General features: G+C 44.3%; 13 protein-coding genes. 11 read left to right on the plus strand and 2 right to left on the minus strand.

Features of this window, described 5'->3' with window-relative positions:
* Nucleotides 1–180: 180 nt before the first annotated feature.
* On the minus strand, nucleotides 181–750 hold the full coding sequence (locus tag AC1DCV_RS23415; RefSeq protein WP_477025415.1) for an NADPH-dependent FMN reductase: 570 nt from the start codon (nucleotides 748–750) through the stop codon (nucleotides 181–183).
* Nucleotides 751–1,035: 285 nt separating this feature from the next.
* Between AC1DCV_RS23415 and AC1DCV_RS23420 the strand changes: the two genes are divergently transcribed.
* The 9 genes from AC1DCV_RS23420 (at nucleotide 1,036) to AC1DCV_RS23460 (ending at nucleotide 14,468) form a co-directional block, all read left to right on the plus strand.
* A complete protein-coding gene (locus AC1DCV_RS23420) occupies nucleotides 1,036–1,665 on the plus strand; it encodes a helix-turn-helix transcriptional regulator (RefSeq protein ID WP_477025416.1) in 630 nt (209 codons plus the stop codon).
* A 216-nt stretch (nucleotides 1,666–1,881) separates the two neighbouring features.
* A complete protein-coding gene (locus AC1DCV_RS23425; protein ID WP_477025417.1) occupies nucleotides 1,882–2,526 on the plus strand; it encodes an RNA polymerase sigma factor in 645 nt (214 codons plus the stop codon).
* 83 nt (nucleotides 2,527–2,609) lie between these two features.
* On the plus strand, nucleotides 2,610–3,803 hold the full coding sequence (locus AC1DCV_RS23430; protein ID WP_477025418.1) for a FecR family protein: 1,194 nt from the start codon (nucleotides 2,610–2,612) through the stop codon (nucleotides 3,801–3,803).
* A gap of 267 nt (nucleotides 3,804–4,070) precedes the next feature.
* A complete protein-coding gene (locus AC1DCV_RS23435) occupies nucleotides 4,071–7,280 on the plus strand; it encodes a SusC/RagA family TonB-linked outer membrane protein (protein WP_477025419.1) in 3,210 nt (1,069 codons plus the stop codon).
* Nucleotides 7,281–7,317: 37 nt separating this feature from the next.
* Entirely contained in the window at nucleotides 7,318–8,709 is a 1,392-nt protein-coding gene (locus AC1DCV_RS23440) for a RagB/SusD family nutrient uptake outer membrane protein (RefSeq protein WP_477025420.1), read from the plus strand.
* 11 nt (nucleotides 8,710–8,720) lie between these two features.
* On the plus strand, nucleotides 8,721–10,517 hold the full coding sequence (locus AC1DCV_RS23445) for a TlpA family protein disulfide reductase (protein WP_477025421.1): 1,797 nt from the start codon (nucleotides 8,721–8,723) through the stop codon (nucleotides 10,515–10,517).
* A 142-nt stretch (nucleotides 10,518–10,659) separates the two neighbouring features.
* On the plus strand, nucleotides 10,660–11,424 hold the full coding sequence (locus AC1DCV_RS23450; RefSeq protein WP_477025422.1) for an SDR family oxidoreductase: 765 nt from the start codon (nucleotides 10,660–10,662) through the stop codon (nucleotides 11,422–11,424).
* A 73-nt stretch (nucleotides 11,425–11,497) separates the two neighbouring features.
* On the plus strand, nucleotides 11,498–11,887 hold the full coding sequence (locus tag AC1DCV_RS23455) for a hypothetical protein (protein ID WP_477025423.1): 390 nt from the start codon (nucleotides 11,498–11,500) through the stop codon (nucleotides 11,885–11,887).
* Nucleotides 11,888–12,050: 163 nt separating this feature from the next.
* On the plus strand, nucleotides 12,051–14,468 hold the full coding sequence (locus AC1DCV_RS23460; protein WP_477025424.1) for an ABC transporter permease: 2,418 nt from the start codon (nucleotides 12,051–12,053) through the stop codon (nucleotides 14,466–14,468).
* Here the strand turns inward: AC1DCV_RS23460 and AC1DCV_RS23465 are convergent, their stop codons facing one another.
* A complete protein-coding gene (locus tag AC1DCV_RS23465; RefSeq protein WP_477025425.1) occupies nucleotides 14,469–15,779 on the minus strand; it encodes a sensor histidine kinase in 1,311 nt (436 codons plus the stop codon). It lies immediately after the preceding gene.
* 296 nt (nucleotides 15,780–16,075) lie between these two features.
* On the opposite strand from AC1DCV_RS23465, the gene AC1DCV_RS23470 reads away from it, so the two are divergent.
* Both AC1DCV_RS23470 and AC1DCV_RS23475 read left to right on the plus strand, forming a co-directional pair.
* Nucleotides 16,076–16,606, plus strand: a complete 531-nt coding sequence (locus tag AC1DCV_RS23470) for an RNA polymerase sigma factor (protein WP_477025426.1) — start codon at nucleotides 16,076–16,078, stop codon at nucleotides 16,604–16,606.
* 88 nt (nucleotides 16,607–16,694) lie between these two features.
* Nucleotides 16,695–17,609: a FecR family protein gene (locus AC1DCV_RS23475; RefSeq protein ID WP_477025427.1), complete on the plus strand. Its 915-nt coding sequence runs from the start codon at nucleotides 16,695–16,697 to the stop codon at nucleotides 17,607–17,609.
* The last annotated feature ends 13 nt before the right edge of the window (nucleotides 17,610–17,622 follow it).

Consider the following 17,622-nt stretch of genomic DNA (forward strand, 5'->3'; position numbering starts at 1 on the left):
ATATTGTATAATAGGGGGCAAGATAGCATGTTTTTTTAGCTTTTAGCTGTTAGCCATTAGCTGTTAGGCAATGCAGCGGAGAATATCATGGTTTAACTAAAAGCTATGGCTTAAAAACTAATAGTTAAAAACCGGATACAGCGAAGAATGCCCGTATTCTCCGCTGTATCCGGGATGTGTTTATATACTAAGTGTAGCCTGTTGTTTCTTTTCGCAGATGGCGCTTGCAAACCATTGAAATTCATCCATGAATTTTTGTGCCGATCTGAGTGTAAATTCATTGGTTAATTCCTGTGCGTCATTGAATGCGCCATATACTTCCGGCACCAGTAATTTGGTGGGAAGTGGGAAGGCGCCTAAGCTGAGGATCACTTGTTGTAGCTGCGTAGCGGCATTAATGCCTCCGAATTTGCCGGCGCTGACAGTCACAATTCCGATTACTTTCTTCGAAAATTCGCCGTAAAAATAGTCGAGTGCATTTTTTAATACACCGGAAAAGCTACCATGATATTCTGGTGTAACCAGGATCACCGCATCTGCTGTATGGAGGCGGTTACTTAAATCCTGTACTGCTGCCGGCAGTTGCGGATGCTTGCCCACACGCTCTTCCAGCATGGGCAGGGGCGTTTCTGCAAGGTCTATCAGATCAATAGTGCTTCCATTTGCCTGTAATTTATGTTGCAGGTAATGGGCGATCTTCTGAGATTGTCTTCCCTGACGGATACTGCCAATTATTATTGCTATTTTCATTGTAATGGATGTTTATGTTTAAAGTAAGTACATGCGGGGGCCTGCTGCTGAAAGCAACGAGGCTGCCATAGCCTTAGCTGTTGATTCGTATATGTTTAATAATATCAGCCGGAGGGCCCTGCCGGTTGATATGACGGAGCAGTAGTTTTGAATCGCCGCATACACCTGTGCTGCACACGGTATACGCGCGGCAGTGCCGGTATTGCGGGATCGCAACTATTCGTTTTAGTTATGGGACAAAGATAGTATCTTTGCTGAATAAACCAAATAAACACTTTGTTTATTATGAATAATAATTTTGCTGACAATGAGCGGGCGATATGGATACTCAAAACCAGGGGACCACAACCTTTGTGCGCACTAGCCGAAGAGTTGAAGGTAACCATGGAGGGAGCGCGTTTTCAACTACTCAAACTGGCAAATGAAGGATTGGTAGAAGCTACTACAGAATCGAAGGGAAGAGGAAGACCAAAACAGATCTGGTCTTTAACTGACGCAGGGAATGCCCGTTTTCCGGACCGCCACCAGGACCTGGCGCTGAAGCTGCTCTGTAATATGAGTAAAACATTATCGCCCGAAAACATGGGCAAAGTACTGGATGCTACCGCACAAAGTACACAGGAGAAATACCAGGAAGAACTGAAAGATTGTAAAGACCTGGAAAGTAAGGTGCTTCAACTGGCGGATCTCCGCAAGCGGGAAGGTTACATGGCGGAGTTCAAAAAAGAAGGAGATAGTTTCCTGTTGATAGAGAATCATTGTCCTATCCAGGCGGCGGCCAAATGTTGCAGTTATTTTTGCCAGATGGAACAGGATGTGTTTGGAGCAGTGCTCGGAAAAAATGCTGCGATAGAACGGATAGAGCATATACCCGGCGGCCAACGCCGTTGTGTGTACCGTATTTCGGAGAAGTGATTTATTTTATATTTTAGCGAGATAATATCCTGTACTATKATGATTCACTAAAAAAATTCTTGGTTGTTGCGCGACTGTTTATTAAAACGATGTTGACTCCATTGAGGAGTAAACGTTATCAACGGTTATCAGCTGAATCGTCCCATCTATTTTCCCAATAACTATAAATAAATCAGCTTTTATCGGTATTTTGAGAGCGATAAATAATCACTTATATTGTCAGGAGAGGAGGTTCCAGGGATGATAGCCGAGTATTCAAACAAGGAGCATATTTTACTGCAAAAGTTCGCTGGTGGAGACCAATCTGCTTTCCAATATATATTTAACCAGCATTACAGAGCGCTATGTTATTTTGCCTTTACTATTGTTGATAGTGAACAGGAGGCAGAGGACCTCGTGCAGGAAACCTTTTCAAAGCTCTGGGATAAACGGGGCGATTTTAAATCTGCCACCAATATAAAAGCCTTTCTTTTTATTGCCACCAAAAATGCTTGTCTCAATTTTCTGAAGAGCCGGGAGCGGTTATCTATAAAAGAAAAGGAATTTTCTTATTTACAGGAAGAGCAGGTAACAGATGAGATGAGTGGTTTTGATGCCGTACTCACGGAAACAGAAATTATACAGCAGTTATACGAGGAAATAGAACACCTTCCGACCCAATGCAGGCGGATTTTCAAAATGAGCTACCTCGAAGGACGCAAGAACGAGGATATTGCCACAAMCTTACAGATCTCCTACAATACTGTCAGGGCACAGAAGCTACGGGCGCTTAAACTCATCAGAAGCAGCCTGATAAAAAAGAACATATTACCATTGTTAGGGGTTTATATCACCCTGATCAAACATTATTATAATTATTAATCATTTGTTTTAAGGGAGAAATTTTTTTTCTGATTTCTTTAATCGAAATGAAAATTTCATTGTTTCTATATTAAAAGGACGAAGTGGCAGCAGAACAAAACAGTGAAACCAACCCGGTATTACAACGAATGGCTTACCTGATATACCGGTATCAGCAGGGCATATTAACCACTACAGAGCAGGAAGAACTGCAGGTATGGGTAGCCGCGTCAGCAGAAAATCGTCTTTTTTTTGAACAGCTAACGGATCCGGTGATCCTTCGTGATAAGCTGGCGCAGTATGAGAAATTTGATACTGCCGTCGGTTGGGCCGCCTTTAGTGCACAACATTTTCCGGTAGTAGACAAGGGGCGGGTACGCAACATGTACCGCTGGTGGAGTGCTGCCGCAGCGGTGTTGCTGCTATTGGGTGCAGGCATTTATTTATTCCGTCCTTCCGCTCCGGCACCACGGGTAGCCGCCGTATCAGTACCGGCTGCCCGGATATTGCCGGGATCCAGTAAAGCCATGTTAACACTGGCAGATGGTTCAGTGATTCCATTGGATAGTAACGGCAACCAGGTGATTCAACAACAGGGGGCGCTTATTCATTTGAACAATGGTCAGTTGCAGTATAATACGCAGGACTATTCCGCTCAAACTACCATCAATACCCTCACCACACCCAGAGGCGGTCAATTTCGGCTTACGCTGCCGGATGGCACCAGGGTTTGGTTGAATGCTGCTTCTTCCATCACCTATCCTACTGCTTTTCAGCAAGGGAAAAGAGAAGTGGAGATAAAAGGAGAAGTTTATTTTGAAGTGGCGGCAAAGGAAAAAATGCCGTTTAATGTAAAAGTAGGCCCGCTTACCAATATAGAAGTACTAGGAACCAGCTTTAATATCAATGCCTATACAGATGAACCGGGCATTAAAACGACCCTTATACAAGGTGCCGTAAAAGTAAACTCCCGTAATAGATCAAGGGTATTATTACCCGGCCAGCAGGCATTGGTAAATGACCCTGGCGATATCAATATAATAGCAAAGTCAGATACTGCCGCCATCCTGGCCTGGAAAAAGGATGAGTTTTATTTCCGTGACGCAGATATACCCACCGTGATGCGTCAACTGGCCAGATGGTATGATGTAACAATTGTTTATGCAGGTACTATTCCCGCCCGTAGATTTCAGGGAGAAATTCAACGTAACCTGCCACTGTCTGATGTATTGGACGGATTGGAAAATATCGGTATCCATTTCCGCCTGCAGGGCCGCAGTATCATCGTGGAACCATAGGTAACAGCCAGTTTAATTTTTAGCTATCGTCAACTGAATATTATGCACGACCAACTTTAGAGATTATAAGGCGGTTGTCCGGACAATAAAAAAAACCGGAGGTGATTGGACCCACCTCCGGGGAAATGTCCGGATGATGACCGCACTAAGCTTGTACATACTTGAATACTGATTATCCATCCTAACAAATGCAAATTTATGCAATTGACTTATCATGGTAAAGTCCTTTCTATGCCTGGACTTTCCGCAACCAAAATTGCACTTACTATGAGATTAACGATCTTTCTCATGATTGTGGCGACCTTAAAAGTATCTGCGGGTGCTTTTGCGCAAACAGTATCTGTATCGGTGAAAAATGCTCCTATAGAGGAGGTTTTTTCTTCGATAAAACAACAAACCGGCTACCTGTTCTTTTACGACAGGGATCTGTTACGTACAGTGAAACCATTGACCATTAAGGCGGAGAACAAGCCGCTGGCAGACTTCCTCGCGGAAATCTTCAAGGGACAATCACTGGATTATACGATTAAGGACAAAACAATTTTTATTAAGAAGAAAGCATTACCGGCGGGATCAAACTATACTAATCTTGTTCCGGGAGTTGCACAACAGCCGTTGACCGGTGTAGTGAAAGATGCTGCAGGTAACCTGCTGATCGGAGTAACCGTGAAGGTGAAGGGAACTAATATTGGTACCATTACCGATGACAAAGGACACTTCTCTCTTGCAGCAGGTCCGGGTGATGAATTGGTGGTATCTTATGTTGGTTTTGAGTCCCAGACCTTCCACGTTGGGAACTTCGGTCCACTGCAATTATACCTGAAACCACAACCCAGCAGTCTGGATGAAATGGTGATCGTGGGTTATGGTACTACCAGTAAACGTAATAACACTGGATCAGTAGCCACTATTAAATCGGCTGATATTGCCTCGCAGCCGGTGCTGGATGCATTAGGTGCAATGCAGGGACGGGCGTCTGGTGTAATTATTAACTCCTCCAGTGGTTTATCCGGTTCCAATTTTAAGGTGACCATAAGAGGCCAGAGTTCTATCCTCAGTCCCAATGATCCATTATATGTAATTGATGATGTACCCTTTTATTCAGAACCGCTCAATCAGTTTACTGCTGCCAATGGCGAGCAAAGTCCGCTGGCTGCTATTAATCCCGCTGATATTGAAAGTATCTCTATTCTGAAAGATGCAGATGCTACTTCTATCTACGGCTCCAGGGGGGCTAACGGTGTGATACTGATCAAAACCAAAAAAGGGAAGAGTGGAAAAACACAAACTAACTTCAACGTATATACGGGCGCGCAGAAGGTGGTAAATACCATGAAGATGCTGAGTACGCCGGAGTACATTACTATGCGTAAAGAAGCGTATAAAAATGACAATAAACCATATGATGAAGAGAATGCACCTGATCTGACACGCTGGGATCAGCAAAAAACAACTGACTGGCAAAAGTTCTATATGGGTAATACCGCACATACTACAGAAGCACAGGGATCTATCTCCGGTGGCAGCGAACAAACACAGTTTTTCTTGAGTGGTACTTACCATAAAGAATCAAGTGTGATGGCAGATCGTTTGGGCTTTCAGCGCGGAGCCGGTCATATAAATCTGAACCATAGCAGCACAAACGGTAAGTTTAATATCAGTGCTTCTGTAAATTATACCAGCAGTCGTGATAATACGTTGCCTACCGATCTGACTATGTTTTATAACCTGGCGCCTAATATGCCGTTGTATGACTCTACCGGTAAGCTGTATTGGTTTGATATGCTGCAAAATCCCGCCGCTTTTTTGTTGCGAAAATCAGAGATCCGTACGAATAACCTGGCAACAAATAGTGTCATCAGGTATACCCTGCTGCCTGGTCTGAACATTAAAGCCAACCTGGGATATACCCGTACAGACATGAAGCAGACGCAGACCATGCCTGATGCCAGCTTTAACCCGATAACAACTACCGGAAGTCAATCACTTTTTGGCTCTTCCAGCTTTGGATCTTATATCATAGAGCCACAGGCTGACTATACAAAGAAAATTGCAAAGGGCGACCTGCAGGTATTACTGGGTGGTAGCTGGCAGCAAAGTCTCACGCAGGGACAGTCGGTAACAGCAAGTGGCTTTTCCAGCGACGCGTTGCTGGAAGATCAGAATGCCGCGAGCCAGATAACCCCACGTCCCTCTGTGTATTCTTTTTATCGCTATGCATCATTTTTCGGCCGGCTTAATTACAACTGGGACGGAAAATATATTGTAAATGCTTCCTTCCGTCGCGATGGTTCTACGCGTTTTGCACCAGACAAGCGGTTTGGCAATTTCGGCGCCATTGGCGCCGCCTGGATATTCAGCAAGGAAGATTTCCTGAAAGACAACAGCTTCCTGAGCTTTGGTAAAATCAGGGGAAGTATTGGTAACTCCGGCAACGACAAGGTAGGGGATTATCAATACCTGGATAGCTGGTCATCTACCTCTTACCCTTATAACGGCGTACCCGGCCTGGTACCTTCCCGTTTGGCGAATGGATTATTCCGTTGGGAAGAAAGTCATAAAAGAGAGATCGGCCTGGAGTTGGGCTTCCTGAAGGATCGTATCTTTTTTAATACCAACTACTACTACAATATTTCCGATAACCAACTGGTGGATTTGCAACTGTCACCCCAGGTAGGCTTTTCTTCCATTACGGCTAACCTGCCCGCCAGCGTGGTAAACCAGGGCTGGGAGTTTGAAGTAAGCAGCACCAATATTTCAAAGCAGGACTTTACCTGGAAAACATCGTTCAATATATCAATCCCTAAAAATAAACTGAAGGAATACCCCGATTTTGAAGCTTCTGCTTATAAAAACACCTATGTGATAGGAGAGCCGTTGACTGTTGTAAGAGGATATAAATTCGTGGGTATAGATCCACAAACCGGCAAACCTCTGTTCTTCAGCAACAGCGGCGCCAGTACACCTGCCGAAAATGATGACTATGTTACTCTGGGTAATACGGATCCAAGGTTTTACGGTGGTTTACAGAACTCGTTTACCTGGAAAGGTATCAGCTTTGATTTTTTCTTGCAGTTTGTAAAACAGGAAGGGCCAGGTATTAACTATGGCTATGGCAAAGCAGGTATAGGTACGTTTGCGAACCAGGATATCAGCGCACTGGATCGCTGGAAGAATAAAGGTGATGTGACTAACGTGCCGGGCGCCAGTGCCAGTGGCGGGACCGCAGATTTCAGAAATTATGCGCTCTCCTCCGCCAATTGGGGGGACGCATCTTACATCCGCCTTAAAAATATTTCCCTTCGATATGATTTATCGAAGTATACAAAGAAATGGAAGATGAATAATGTGAGTGTATATGCTTTGGCGCAAAACCTGCTCACCTTCACTAACTATAATGGTTTGGATCCAGAAACGCAGGGCATGAAAATGCCTCCGGTAAAATCCTATGTGATAGGATTACAGTTTGGTTTATAATGAAATTTCCTGTTCAGCAGATAATAAAAGATTTAACATGAAACGTATTCATATATTTTTAGCTGGCCTGATGATGCTGAGTGCCAGTGCCTGCAACAAATACGTAGAAACGCCTTTACCAAAGAATGAGCTGGTATCAGGTCTTGTTTTTACAGATGATAAAACGGCAACGGCAGCAGTCACTGGTTTGTACAGCGACATGAATGCCCTCAATTACCAGTTTGCCAATGTACTGGTGAGTTATCTGTCGGCGATGCAGGCAGATGAAATGTACTACTATACCGGGTATGCAGACTATGATGTATTCCGCGAAAACAGGTTGTTGCCCAGCAGCACTTTTCCACAACGGATGTTTGCAGCAGTATATGCTTACATTTATCAGACGAATGCCTGTATAGAAGGGCTTTCCACTGCCACCGGTTTAACTGCCTCTGTGAAAAATCAATTATTGGGAGAGGCTTACTTCACCCGTTCCTTCCTGTATTTTTACCTGGTAAATATGTATGGAGATGTGCCTATGATTACCAGTACAGATTATAAAGTCAATGGCGTAAAGCCGCGTGCACCGCGCGCAGAAATATACAATATGATCATCGCCAACCTGAAACAGGCCGTGGAACTCATGGGAGATGATTACCCCACTGGTTTGCGGTTGCGTCCCAATAAAGCGGCAGCCAATGCTTTGCTGGCCAGAACTTATCTGTATAATCAGCAATGGGCGCTGGCAGAAGCTACCGCCACATTGGTGATCAGCGACAGTCGCTATTCCCTGTTGAAAGATTTGAATACTGTATTCCTCGCCAACAGCCAGGAAGCAATCTGGCAATTACAGCCGGTAAATGTGACTGGTGGCCGCAATACCTGGGAAGGTTTCACGTCTACTCCCGGCACACCTACTGCCTCCGCTTTATTCAGACTGGACACCATACAGCTGATCCGGAAATTTGAACCGAATGATCTTCGGCTTGCTAACTGGACAGGGTTCAGAAAAACTACTGCCGGAGCAACGTATTACTTCCCATATAAGTATAAAGTAAGACTGGGAACAGTTGGTGCTATAACGGAGTATTCCATGGTGATGCGCATTGCAGAACAATACCTCATTCGTGCTGAAGCCCGTATACAACAGGGCAAATTGTCCGACGGACGTGATGACCTGGATGCAATCCGCAAACGTGCGGGATTGCCTGATCTGTCTACCTCCCTGACACAGCCTGCATTACTGCTGGCGGTAGAGCAGGAACGCAAAGTGGAATTGTTTGCAGAGTGGGGCCATCGCTGGTTTGACCTGAAACGTACCAAACGATCAGACGCCGTACTGGGGCCTCTCAAAGGCGCTAACTGGCAGTCTACCGATACGCTGTACCCGATTCCTTCTGATGCTATCAGAACTAATGTTAACCTTACCCAGAATGAAGGGTACAAATAACCATCGTTCGTATGAAACATTTAATCCTGCTACATTTACTGGCGGTACTCGCCGTTAGTGAAACGTATGCACAACAACGGGTGGTGATCACACCGGAGTATCCGGAACGCGGTCAGACTGTCACTATTACTTACGATCCATCGGCGCCGGGAGCGACCATCCCGCCTGCTGATAGCCCGGTAACTGTGGTATTTTCCTATTCCAATTTTTACAACCAGGCGTGGAGAATGAACATGCAGCGCAACGGCAATAAATGGACGACCTCCTTTGTGCTGGCTGACTATAGCACGTTCGCCACCTTTTACCTGGAAAGCGGAGAGGCGATTGACAAACCAGCAAAAGACCGGCACTATGAAATCACTGTCTTTAAAAATAAAATGCCGGTAAAAGATGTATCGCTCTATAAAGGATATAGCATGAGCGCGCAAATGGGGAAATCTCCTTTGCTGGCGGATAAACAAGCCGCACTTTATAAAGAAGAGCTGTCACATTATCCGGATAACTACGAAGCAAAATTGCGGCTGCTGACGTATCAAATCAATAAGGCTGCTACTGCTAAGGAAAAAGAACAATTCAGAACGCAGGCGCATCAGGTGATTGCTGATAAATTTAATGCAGCGCCTACTGACAGAGGCAACATTAACAAGGTGACCATGGGCTACCTGATCATTGGTGAAAACACCCGGCTGGACTCTATCCGGAAAGTTATCCGTGAACGCTATCCCGCCTCGGCAGTAGGCAGGGAGCTAATGACAGAAGAAGTAGCAAAAGGAAAAGATACGGCACGGCAGATCACCTTTTTTGAAAATGAACTGAAAAAGGAAACAGCAGCGAACAGCGAATCTTTTACCGGCATGCATGACGTACTGTTTAAATATTACAGCGTAAAAAAGGATAGCAACAAAGTATTGTATCACGCCCGTTTTATGACCAACGAAAAGGAGAACCCTTATAAGTTGCTCACCTGGCAGGAGATCGCGCAAACATTGCTTGACAACAGTCTGGCGTTGGATAGTGCCCGCGGCTACGCACAACGTGCACTGGATAGTGCAGGTAGTTACCCGGTAGGTGTGATCCGTTATTTCCCTGAAACAGGTTATATCTATCCTGCAGTAGATGATAGTACGCGACAGGCAACGATTCATAAAGGCAGCGGGCATTTATTATCTATACTGGGACTGATCGCCATGAAACAGGGACATCTCGCAGCAGCAGATAAATACATGGAACAGGCAATAGATGAATATGCCGGCAAAGAAACACTGGATAACGCTGCCGCTTTTTATCAGCATACCAATAATGCCACCAAACTGGCACAGCTGGAGGTGTTCCGGAAAAAGATGCTGATAGCCAAAGTGAAAAAACAACGGATGAACAAACCTGCGCCACTCCTGAATACGTTTGTGGATATGAAAGGACAACCAGTATCCGCGGCATCGTTGAAAGGTAAGGTCATCCTGATTGATTTCTGGGCTACCTGGTGCATCCCCTGTATGCAGGAAATGCCTTATCTGCAAAAATTATATGATCAATACAAACAACATCCGGATGTGGTATTTATGATCACTAACAGTGGCGCTAAAAATACCCTGGCCGATGCACAAGGCTGGAGCGGAAACAAGAAATATACTTTCCCGGTGTATTATAATACAGATCCAGCCATAGGAGATAAGTTCCGCTTTAATATTATTCCTGCTTCCTATCTCATCAACAAAGACGGTAACATCATTTTCACCAACATAGGATTTGAAGGACCAGAAGTAGAAGAGAAACTGAAGCAGCAGCTGGAGATGCTGCTAAACGATTAATATCGCCACTAATAATAGCCGGCCATTTTATGCGCAATACCCTGCATAGAATGGTCGGTTTCGTTTTAAAATACTTAAGCTATCACCACAACCACTCCAAAAGATTACCTGAAATTTGTGCTATCAAAAAAAGATAACAAAAATGGCAGCGAAAAATAAAATTGCCCTGGTAACGGGCGGTAGTCGTGGTTTAGGCAGGAATATGTCTTTACATCTTGCTAAAAACGGACACGATATCATTATCACTTATAAAAGCAACCAGACAGAAGCCGACAAAGTAGTAGGGGAGATACAGGCACTGGGACAAAAAGCAGCGGCTTTCCAGCTGGATACCGCCGATACAAAAGCATTCGATGCTTTTTTCGATACCGTATCCACTCATTTGCAGACAGCAACCGGCAGCGGTACCTTTGATTTCCTGGTAAACAATGCCGGCATTGATCGTGGATCCCTGATTCCACAAACAACAGAAGCAGACTTTGATGAATTGTATCACGTGCATTTAAAAGGCGTATACTTCCTTACACAGAAGGCGTTGCCTTTCATCGCCGACAATGGTCGTATCATTAATCTTTCTACCGGACTGGCCCGTTTTGTAACTCCCGGTTATGCAGCTTATGCTTCCATGAAGGGCGCTATAGAAGTATTCACCAGGTACCTGGCGAAGGAAGTGGGTGTACGTGGCATTACTGCCAATGTAGTGGCTCCAGGTATTATTGAAACAGATTTTACCAAAGCCGTATTTGATCATGCGCCACAGGCCATTGCACATATCTCTGCTCAAACAGCGCTGGGACGTACCGGTGTGCCGGATGATATTGGCGGGGTAGTAGCTTTTCTGTGTACAGAAGAAGCGCGTTGGATTACAGCGCAGCGTATTGAGGCTTCAGGTGGGATGTTTTTGTAAAGTTCATTATCAACTTGTAAAAAAGAACGACAGGAATCTTGTCGTTCTTTTTTATTTTTATAACAAAAAGCAAATGCCCGAATCCGCCGTACTAAAAAAGCTATACTTCCATAAAGCCGCCAGTGCTTTAATCATCAATGCCCCTTCTGAATATATCACGCTCATAGGTGATGTCAGTTACGATACGAAACCTGCAGCTAAAAATAAAGGTGCTTATGATTTTGTACAGGTATTTGCGCTTACACAATCTGAGTTGGAGAAACTGGTGAAGGTGCATGTGGCATCGGGTAAACCGGATTGTATTTTCTGGGCCTGTTATCCTAAAGGCAGCGGCAGTATTAAAAGCGATATTAAGCGGGAAACGGTATGGACAGCTTTTGAGGCAGTAGGGTTGGAGGCCGTAACGAGTGTGTCTATAGATGATACCTGGACTGCATTAAGAGCAAGGCCCATCAACAGATAGTGGTTGTTCGGAATCGGACATATTATGTGCTGTTTACGGGCATTCGCCCGGTGCGGAATTATTGTAAAGTGTTGGTAATCAAAAGACTTCCTTTCCGGCATTTATTTGGAGCAACCAACCTTCAATTGATGTGTCTATACAAGGAACTTCTATAATTCGCACTATGTTTAAAAATTATTTCAGGATAGCATTACGTAATTTATGGAGAAACAAAGGGTTTTCAGCGATTACTATTTTCGGGTTGGCTATAGGCATGGCTACCTGTTTGCTGATCACCTTATTTGTAACAGATGAATTGAGTTACGATAAATTTAATGAGAAGGCTAATCGCATTTTTCGTGTGGATGCAGATTTCTTTGTGAATGGCAATGCCTTTAAGGAAAGATATTCACCTAGTCAGCTGGGACCGGTATTAATGCAGGACTATCCACAGGTGGAGAATTATGTACGTTTTTTTCAGCAAGGTAGTATAATGGTGAGAAAGGGGACTTCCACGCTGTTAGAAAATAACGCCAGTTTTGCAGATTCTTCGTTGTTTGATGTATTTACCCTGCCTATGATTGCGGGTGATCCTAAAACCGCGTTAACGCAACCACATTCTATTGTGATTTCTGAACGCATGGCACTTAAATATTTTAACAGCACTGATGTATTAGGAAAAACTTTGTTGACAGATAACGTCAATACCTACCAGGTAACCGGGGTGATAAAAGATGTGCCTGACCAGTCGCATCTGCACTTTGATTTTATCCGTGCTATGTCAGAACTGGAGGACAGTCGCAGTGCGCAGTGGATGGCAGATAACTATACCACCTATATACTGATGCGGCCGGGAGGGAGCTGTGGACAACTGGAAGGGTATCTGAAGGGAGCTACTCAAAAATATATGGAGAGTTCTCTGAAAAAAATGACGGGTGGTACTATTGCGGATATTGAAAAGAACGGCGGACATTTTGGATATGTGGCGTTACCTCTTTCCAAAATTCATTTGCATTCTCCTTTGTCCAGCGAGGTAGAGCCTTCCGGGAATATTCAATATGTATATATTTTTATCGCAGTAGCTATCATCATTTTGCTGATAGCCTGTGTGAATTTTATGAACCTCTCTACGGCCCGTTCTGCCGGACGTTCAAAAGAGGTAGGGGTGAGGAAGGTACTGGGTTCCCAGCGGTCATCACTGATTTTTCAATTCCTGACGGAATCCACACTGACTAGTTTTTTTGCCTTATTACTCGCCGTTGCTATTGCCATATTGCTGTTGCCATTCCTGAATCAGTTATCAGACAAGCATATGATGTTGAAGACAACATATCTGATCTGGATGATTCCTTTTTTAGTAGTGACGGCTGCAGCAATAGGTTTGCTGGCGGGTAGCTATCCTGCATTTTTCCTGTCTGGTTTTGAACCGATGAAGGTGTTGAAAGGTAAGCTGTCGGGTGGTTTTAAAGCGAGTTGGTTAAGAAATAGTCTGGTGGTATTTCAGTTTACCGCTGCTATTTTACTGATAGTGGGTACGCTGGTCATCAAAAACCAGTTAGATTTTATCCGCAATAAGAAACTGGGATATAATAAAGAGCAAATGCTKGTATTGGGAAATACGGCTGCGCTATGGACACATGCCAAAAGTTTCCGGCAGGAAGTACTGACGATTCCAGGGGTGGAAGCAGGTACGATGACGGCTTCGCTGCCTACTGATGTTGCAATAAATACCAGTATCTATTCCAGGGATGCCGGAAGTAGTAACGGACAGGTAATGGGTATAAATGACTGGTATGTGGATGCGGATTACATTCCTACTATGGGTATGCAGATGGCTGCCGGCAGGAACTTCTCGCCAGACATGCCTTCTGATACTACTGCGTTCCTGTTAAATGAAACCGCTGCAAAATTGATGGGCTTTACAGATGTAAATGATAAGTACCTGTATGATAATAACAATGGTAAGGCACAGATAAAGCTGATTGGTATTGTGAAAGATTTCAATACCGGATCTTTAAAAAATAAAATACCGCCCCTGGTGTTCCGTCTGGGTGAATATCGTCGTAAAATGATATTCCGGGTGCGCACCGCCAATATTCAGCAGGTGATTGCACAGATCAAAAGCAAATATGAGGCACAGGAGGGCATGACCGGACAGCCTTTTGTATATTCTTTCCTGGATGATGATTTTAACCGGTTATATGTGGCTGAACAGCGCACTGGCAAGATCTTTATTTCCTTTGCCGTGCTGGCCGTGTTGATTGCTTCCTTAGGGGTGTTTGGGCTGATTACTTATGCCGCGGAACAACGTACCCGGGAAATAGGCATCCGCAAGGTGCTGGGCGCTTCTGTAACCGGTATAGTAACGCTGTTATCAAAAGATTTTCTGAAACTGGTATTACTGGCCATCGTTATTGCCACTCCCCTTGCCTGGTTTATGATGAACCGGTGGTTGCAGGACTTTGCCTATCGCGTGCAGATCAGCTGGACGGTATTTGTATCGGCCGCCTTTATTGCTATCCTGATAACGATGTTAACGGTGAGCTACCGGGCTATCCGGGCGGCAGTGGCCAATCCGGTCAACAGTCTGAAAGCAGAATAACTAATTAGCCAGCGGAAGCTCCAGATAAAAGGAGCTTCCGCCATGTTTATTATTTTCAAACCAGATCTGTCCCTGTTGCGCAGTAGTATACTCTTTACAGAGAAACAGGCCCAACCCGATTCCTTTCTCGTTGTCGGTGCCGAAGGTAGAGCGTACTTTCAAAGAAAACATATCTACCTGCCTGGAGGCGTCAATGCCGGCTCCGCTGTCTTTCACCTCAATTAAACATTTATCACCCCTTCTGCAGGTGGTAATAAAAATGGAGCCGCCTGCCGGTGTAAATTTGGCCGCGTTACCTACCAGGTTACGGACAATCAGTTGTAACATGTTTATGTCTGCCATTACTTTAATAGAGGCGTCTATATTGGTGTCCAGGCTGATTTTCTTTTTGGCTACGGCCATTTTGTTAATTTTCAGAATGGGCAGTATGGCTGCCGCTACATCTACCGGAGTGAGGTTTACATTGAGTCCATCCATTTGTGTCTTGGACCATACGAGTATATTGTACAACATCTCCTGTGTACTGTTTACCACATATAGTAGCTCCGTTTCTATCTGTATCTTGTTTTGAGGGTCAATTTCTATTTCCCGCATCAGTTGAAGATAGGACTGGATAGATGCCAGCGGGTTGCGGAGGTCATGCGAAATGAGCGAGAAAAGCTTGCTTTTCTCTGTATTCATGATTTCCAGCGAACGGGTTTTTTCTTCTCCCTGATTCTTTTCTTTGTTGTAGGCATTCTTCAGGTAAATGGTGCCCACGAAAATAACGACCACACTAATAATATAGGTGGGTGTCATATCTGCAAAGATGTCTCCCCTCGTTTTATAGACTTGTTGGATTGCATGGGGATGATAATACTCATAGATGATCAATCCCAGTACAGTAAAGAGGTTGAGGCCTATCCACCAGTAATATTGTTTAGCTGGTGAAATTAGCATGGTCAGGAAGAAGGCCAGTGTGAAAGATAACAGGGAGGCGCCTTCTATACCTCCACTGTAGAAGTAGTTGATGGCAAATGACACGTTAATCGTGATCACAGAAATGGCGATGCATAGATTTACCATCTTCCGGTATCTTGATAAATAATAAATACCGGCAAATGCCAGTACCAGGATAGAAAAAATAAACGAGGTGACAGTGAGCCCCGTTATGTAGTTGTAAGGAACATTAATGGCAATAATGATGAGGGCAATCGCGCAAATGGCATTAAAGATGCGGTTTTCCAAGGTAAACTGCTGAGGGTCTCCTACGATAAAGTGTGAAAATGTTTTCACTCGTTGTGATAGATTTCGGGTACCGGTTGTTGACATATGACGAATTTAAGCAAAAACAACTGCTAAGTACGTGAAAGTACTCTCTCAGGGTAAAATCATATTATTGTAATCTCATAATTTTTTTCGGTATTCTTCTTACAATTTGATTAATTTTCAAAAAGATAAGCAGTACAGCCAAAATGTAATTCTGATCGTTATGAAAAGCAATATCCGCGCCATTCCGCGTCATATGAAATAATCAGCCCAACTTAATTAATGTTTTAATAATACGCCTGCTGTTCACCGGCTACGCGGATAAAAGTAATTTCGTCAGGTGCGATCATTCAATTAATATGACTATCCATTTAACAGACATAGCACTGTTTCACCTGGTTAAAACTGGCAGCATGGAAGGCTTTACAGAGCTGTATCTACGCCACTGGGAAGAGTTGTATGGCTATGCCTGGAAGATATTGGGCGATAAAGATCATGTGGAAGATGTATTACAGGAACTTTTCCTGCACATATGGGATAAACGGGAAGGTATTAAGATAGACACCAACGTAAAAGCTTACCTGTTCAAAAGTCTGAAAAACAGGATCTACAATTTCCTGAAAGCCAATGCGGTGAAAAATGCCCACTATCAGGCGCTACTCAACAGCATCGATAGTGCCGGTGAAGAAGACGCCGTTATAGAGCGAAAAGAATATGCCCGCCGGTTACTGCAGCACCTGGAGGCCTTGCCTGGCAAAATGAGGGAAATTGCCCGTCTTTACCTCATGGACGGCCTTAATGTGAAAGAAATCTCCGACCTGCTCTCCCTTTCAGAGCATACCGTTCGCAATCAGTTGAACAACGTAAAGCGACGGTTACTGCGAAAGTAAATATTTATGTTAATGAAATGTTAATTATTAGATTCGTCTGATCAAAAAATGATCGCTGAGTTGTCTTCGTATACACATACGGGTTACTATGGGGCGACATGATAAGAAGATATCCGATCTCTTCGATCGGCTGAACGAACAAAATAAGGAAACTCCTTTTGCCTCTGAAGAAGAACGGCAACAGGCGAAGCAACGGTTGCTGCAGTCTATCCTGGCCAATGCCCAACCGGCAGCAGCAAAGGTACGTCCGCTTACCTGGGTGTACCGCATCGCCGGCAGTGCTGCTGCTATTGCATTGCTGTGCTGGGGCATCCACTACTTTTGGTTACAGCCGCAGCCCGAAAAGCCATTAACGCTGACCTGGATCAGTACAGGCATCCGGGAACAGAAACGAGTGATGCTGCCGGATAGTTCTGTAGTGATCCTCAACGCTAACTCACAACTTAGTTTCAACAACCATTTTAATAAAGAAGACCGCATCGTTATCCTCCATAAAGGAGAAGCCTTTTTTAGCATACAACCCAATACTGCCCGTCCGTTCCGCGTGCTCACCGACAGCATCACCACCACCGTACTCGGTACCTCCTTTAATGTGATGAAATATGCACACAGCCCTGCGGTAAAGATTACGGTGAAAACAGGTAAGGTAAGTGTGGGAAAAGCCCGACAAACATTTTGTAACCTGCTGCCGGCAGACCAGGTAATGATAGACAGTAAAAGCTATCATTTTACCACGCGTCATGAAGAAGGATTGGGCGGCGATGAGTGGACCAGCGGTCGTATTGTAATGAGAGAGGAACCATTGTCTAATATATTGGAACGTCTGGAGATGATCTATGGGGTGGAGTTTGATAAGCATTCACTATCCGATGACTCACTCCGGACGATTACCTTTAATGCCAGTATGCCTTTGCAGAATGTGCTCACGATTGTTGAGAAAATAAGTAATGTACGGTTTAGCAAAAAAGACCAACAAAACAAAATTCACGTGTATGTAAAATGAAACAGCATTCGCC

The organism is Chitinophaga sp. 10T418 (assembly GCF_056394125.1).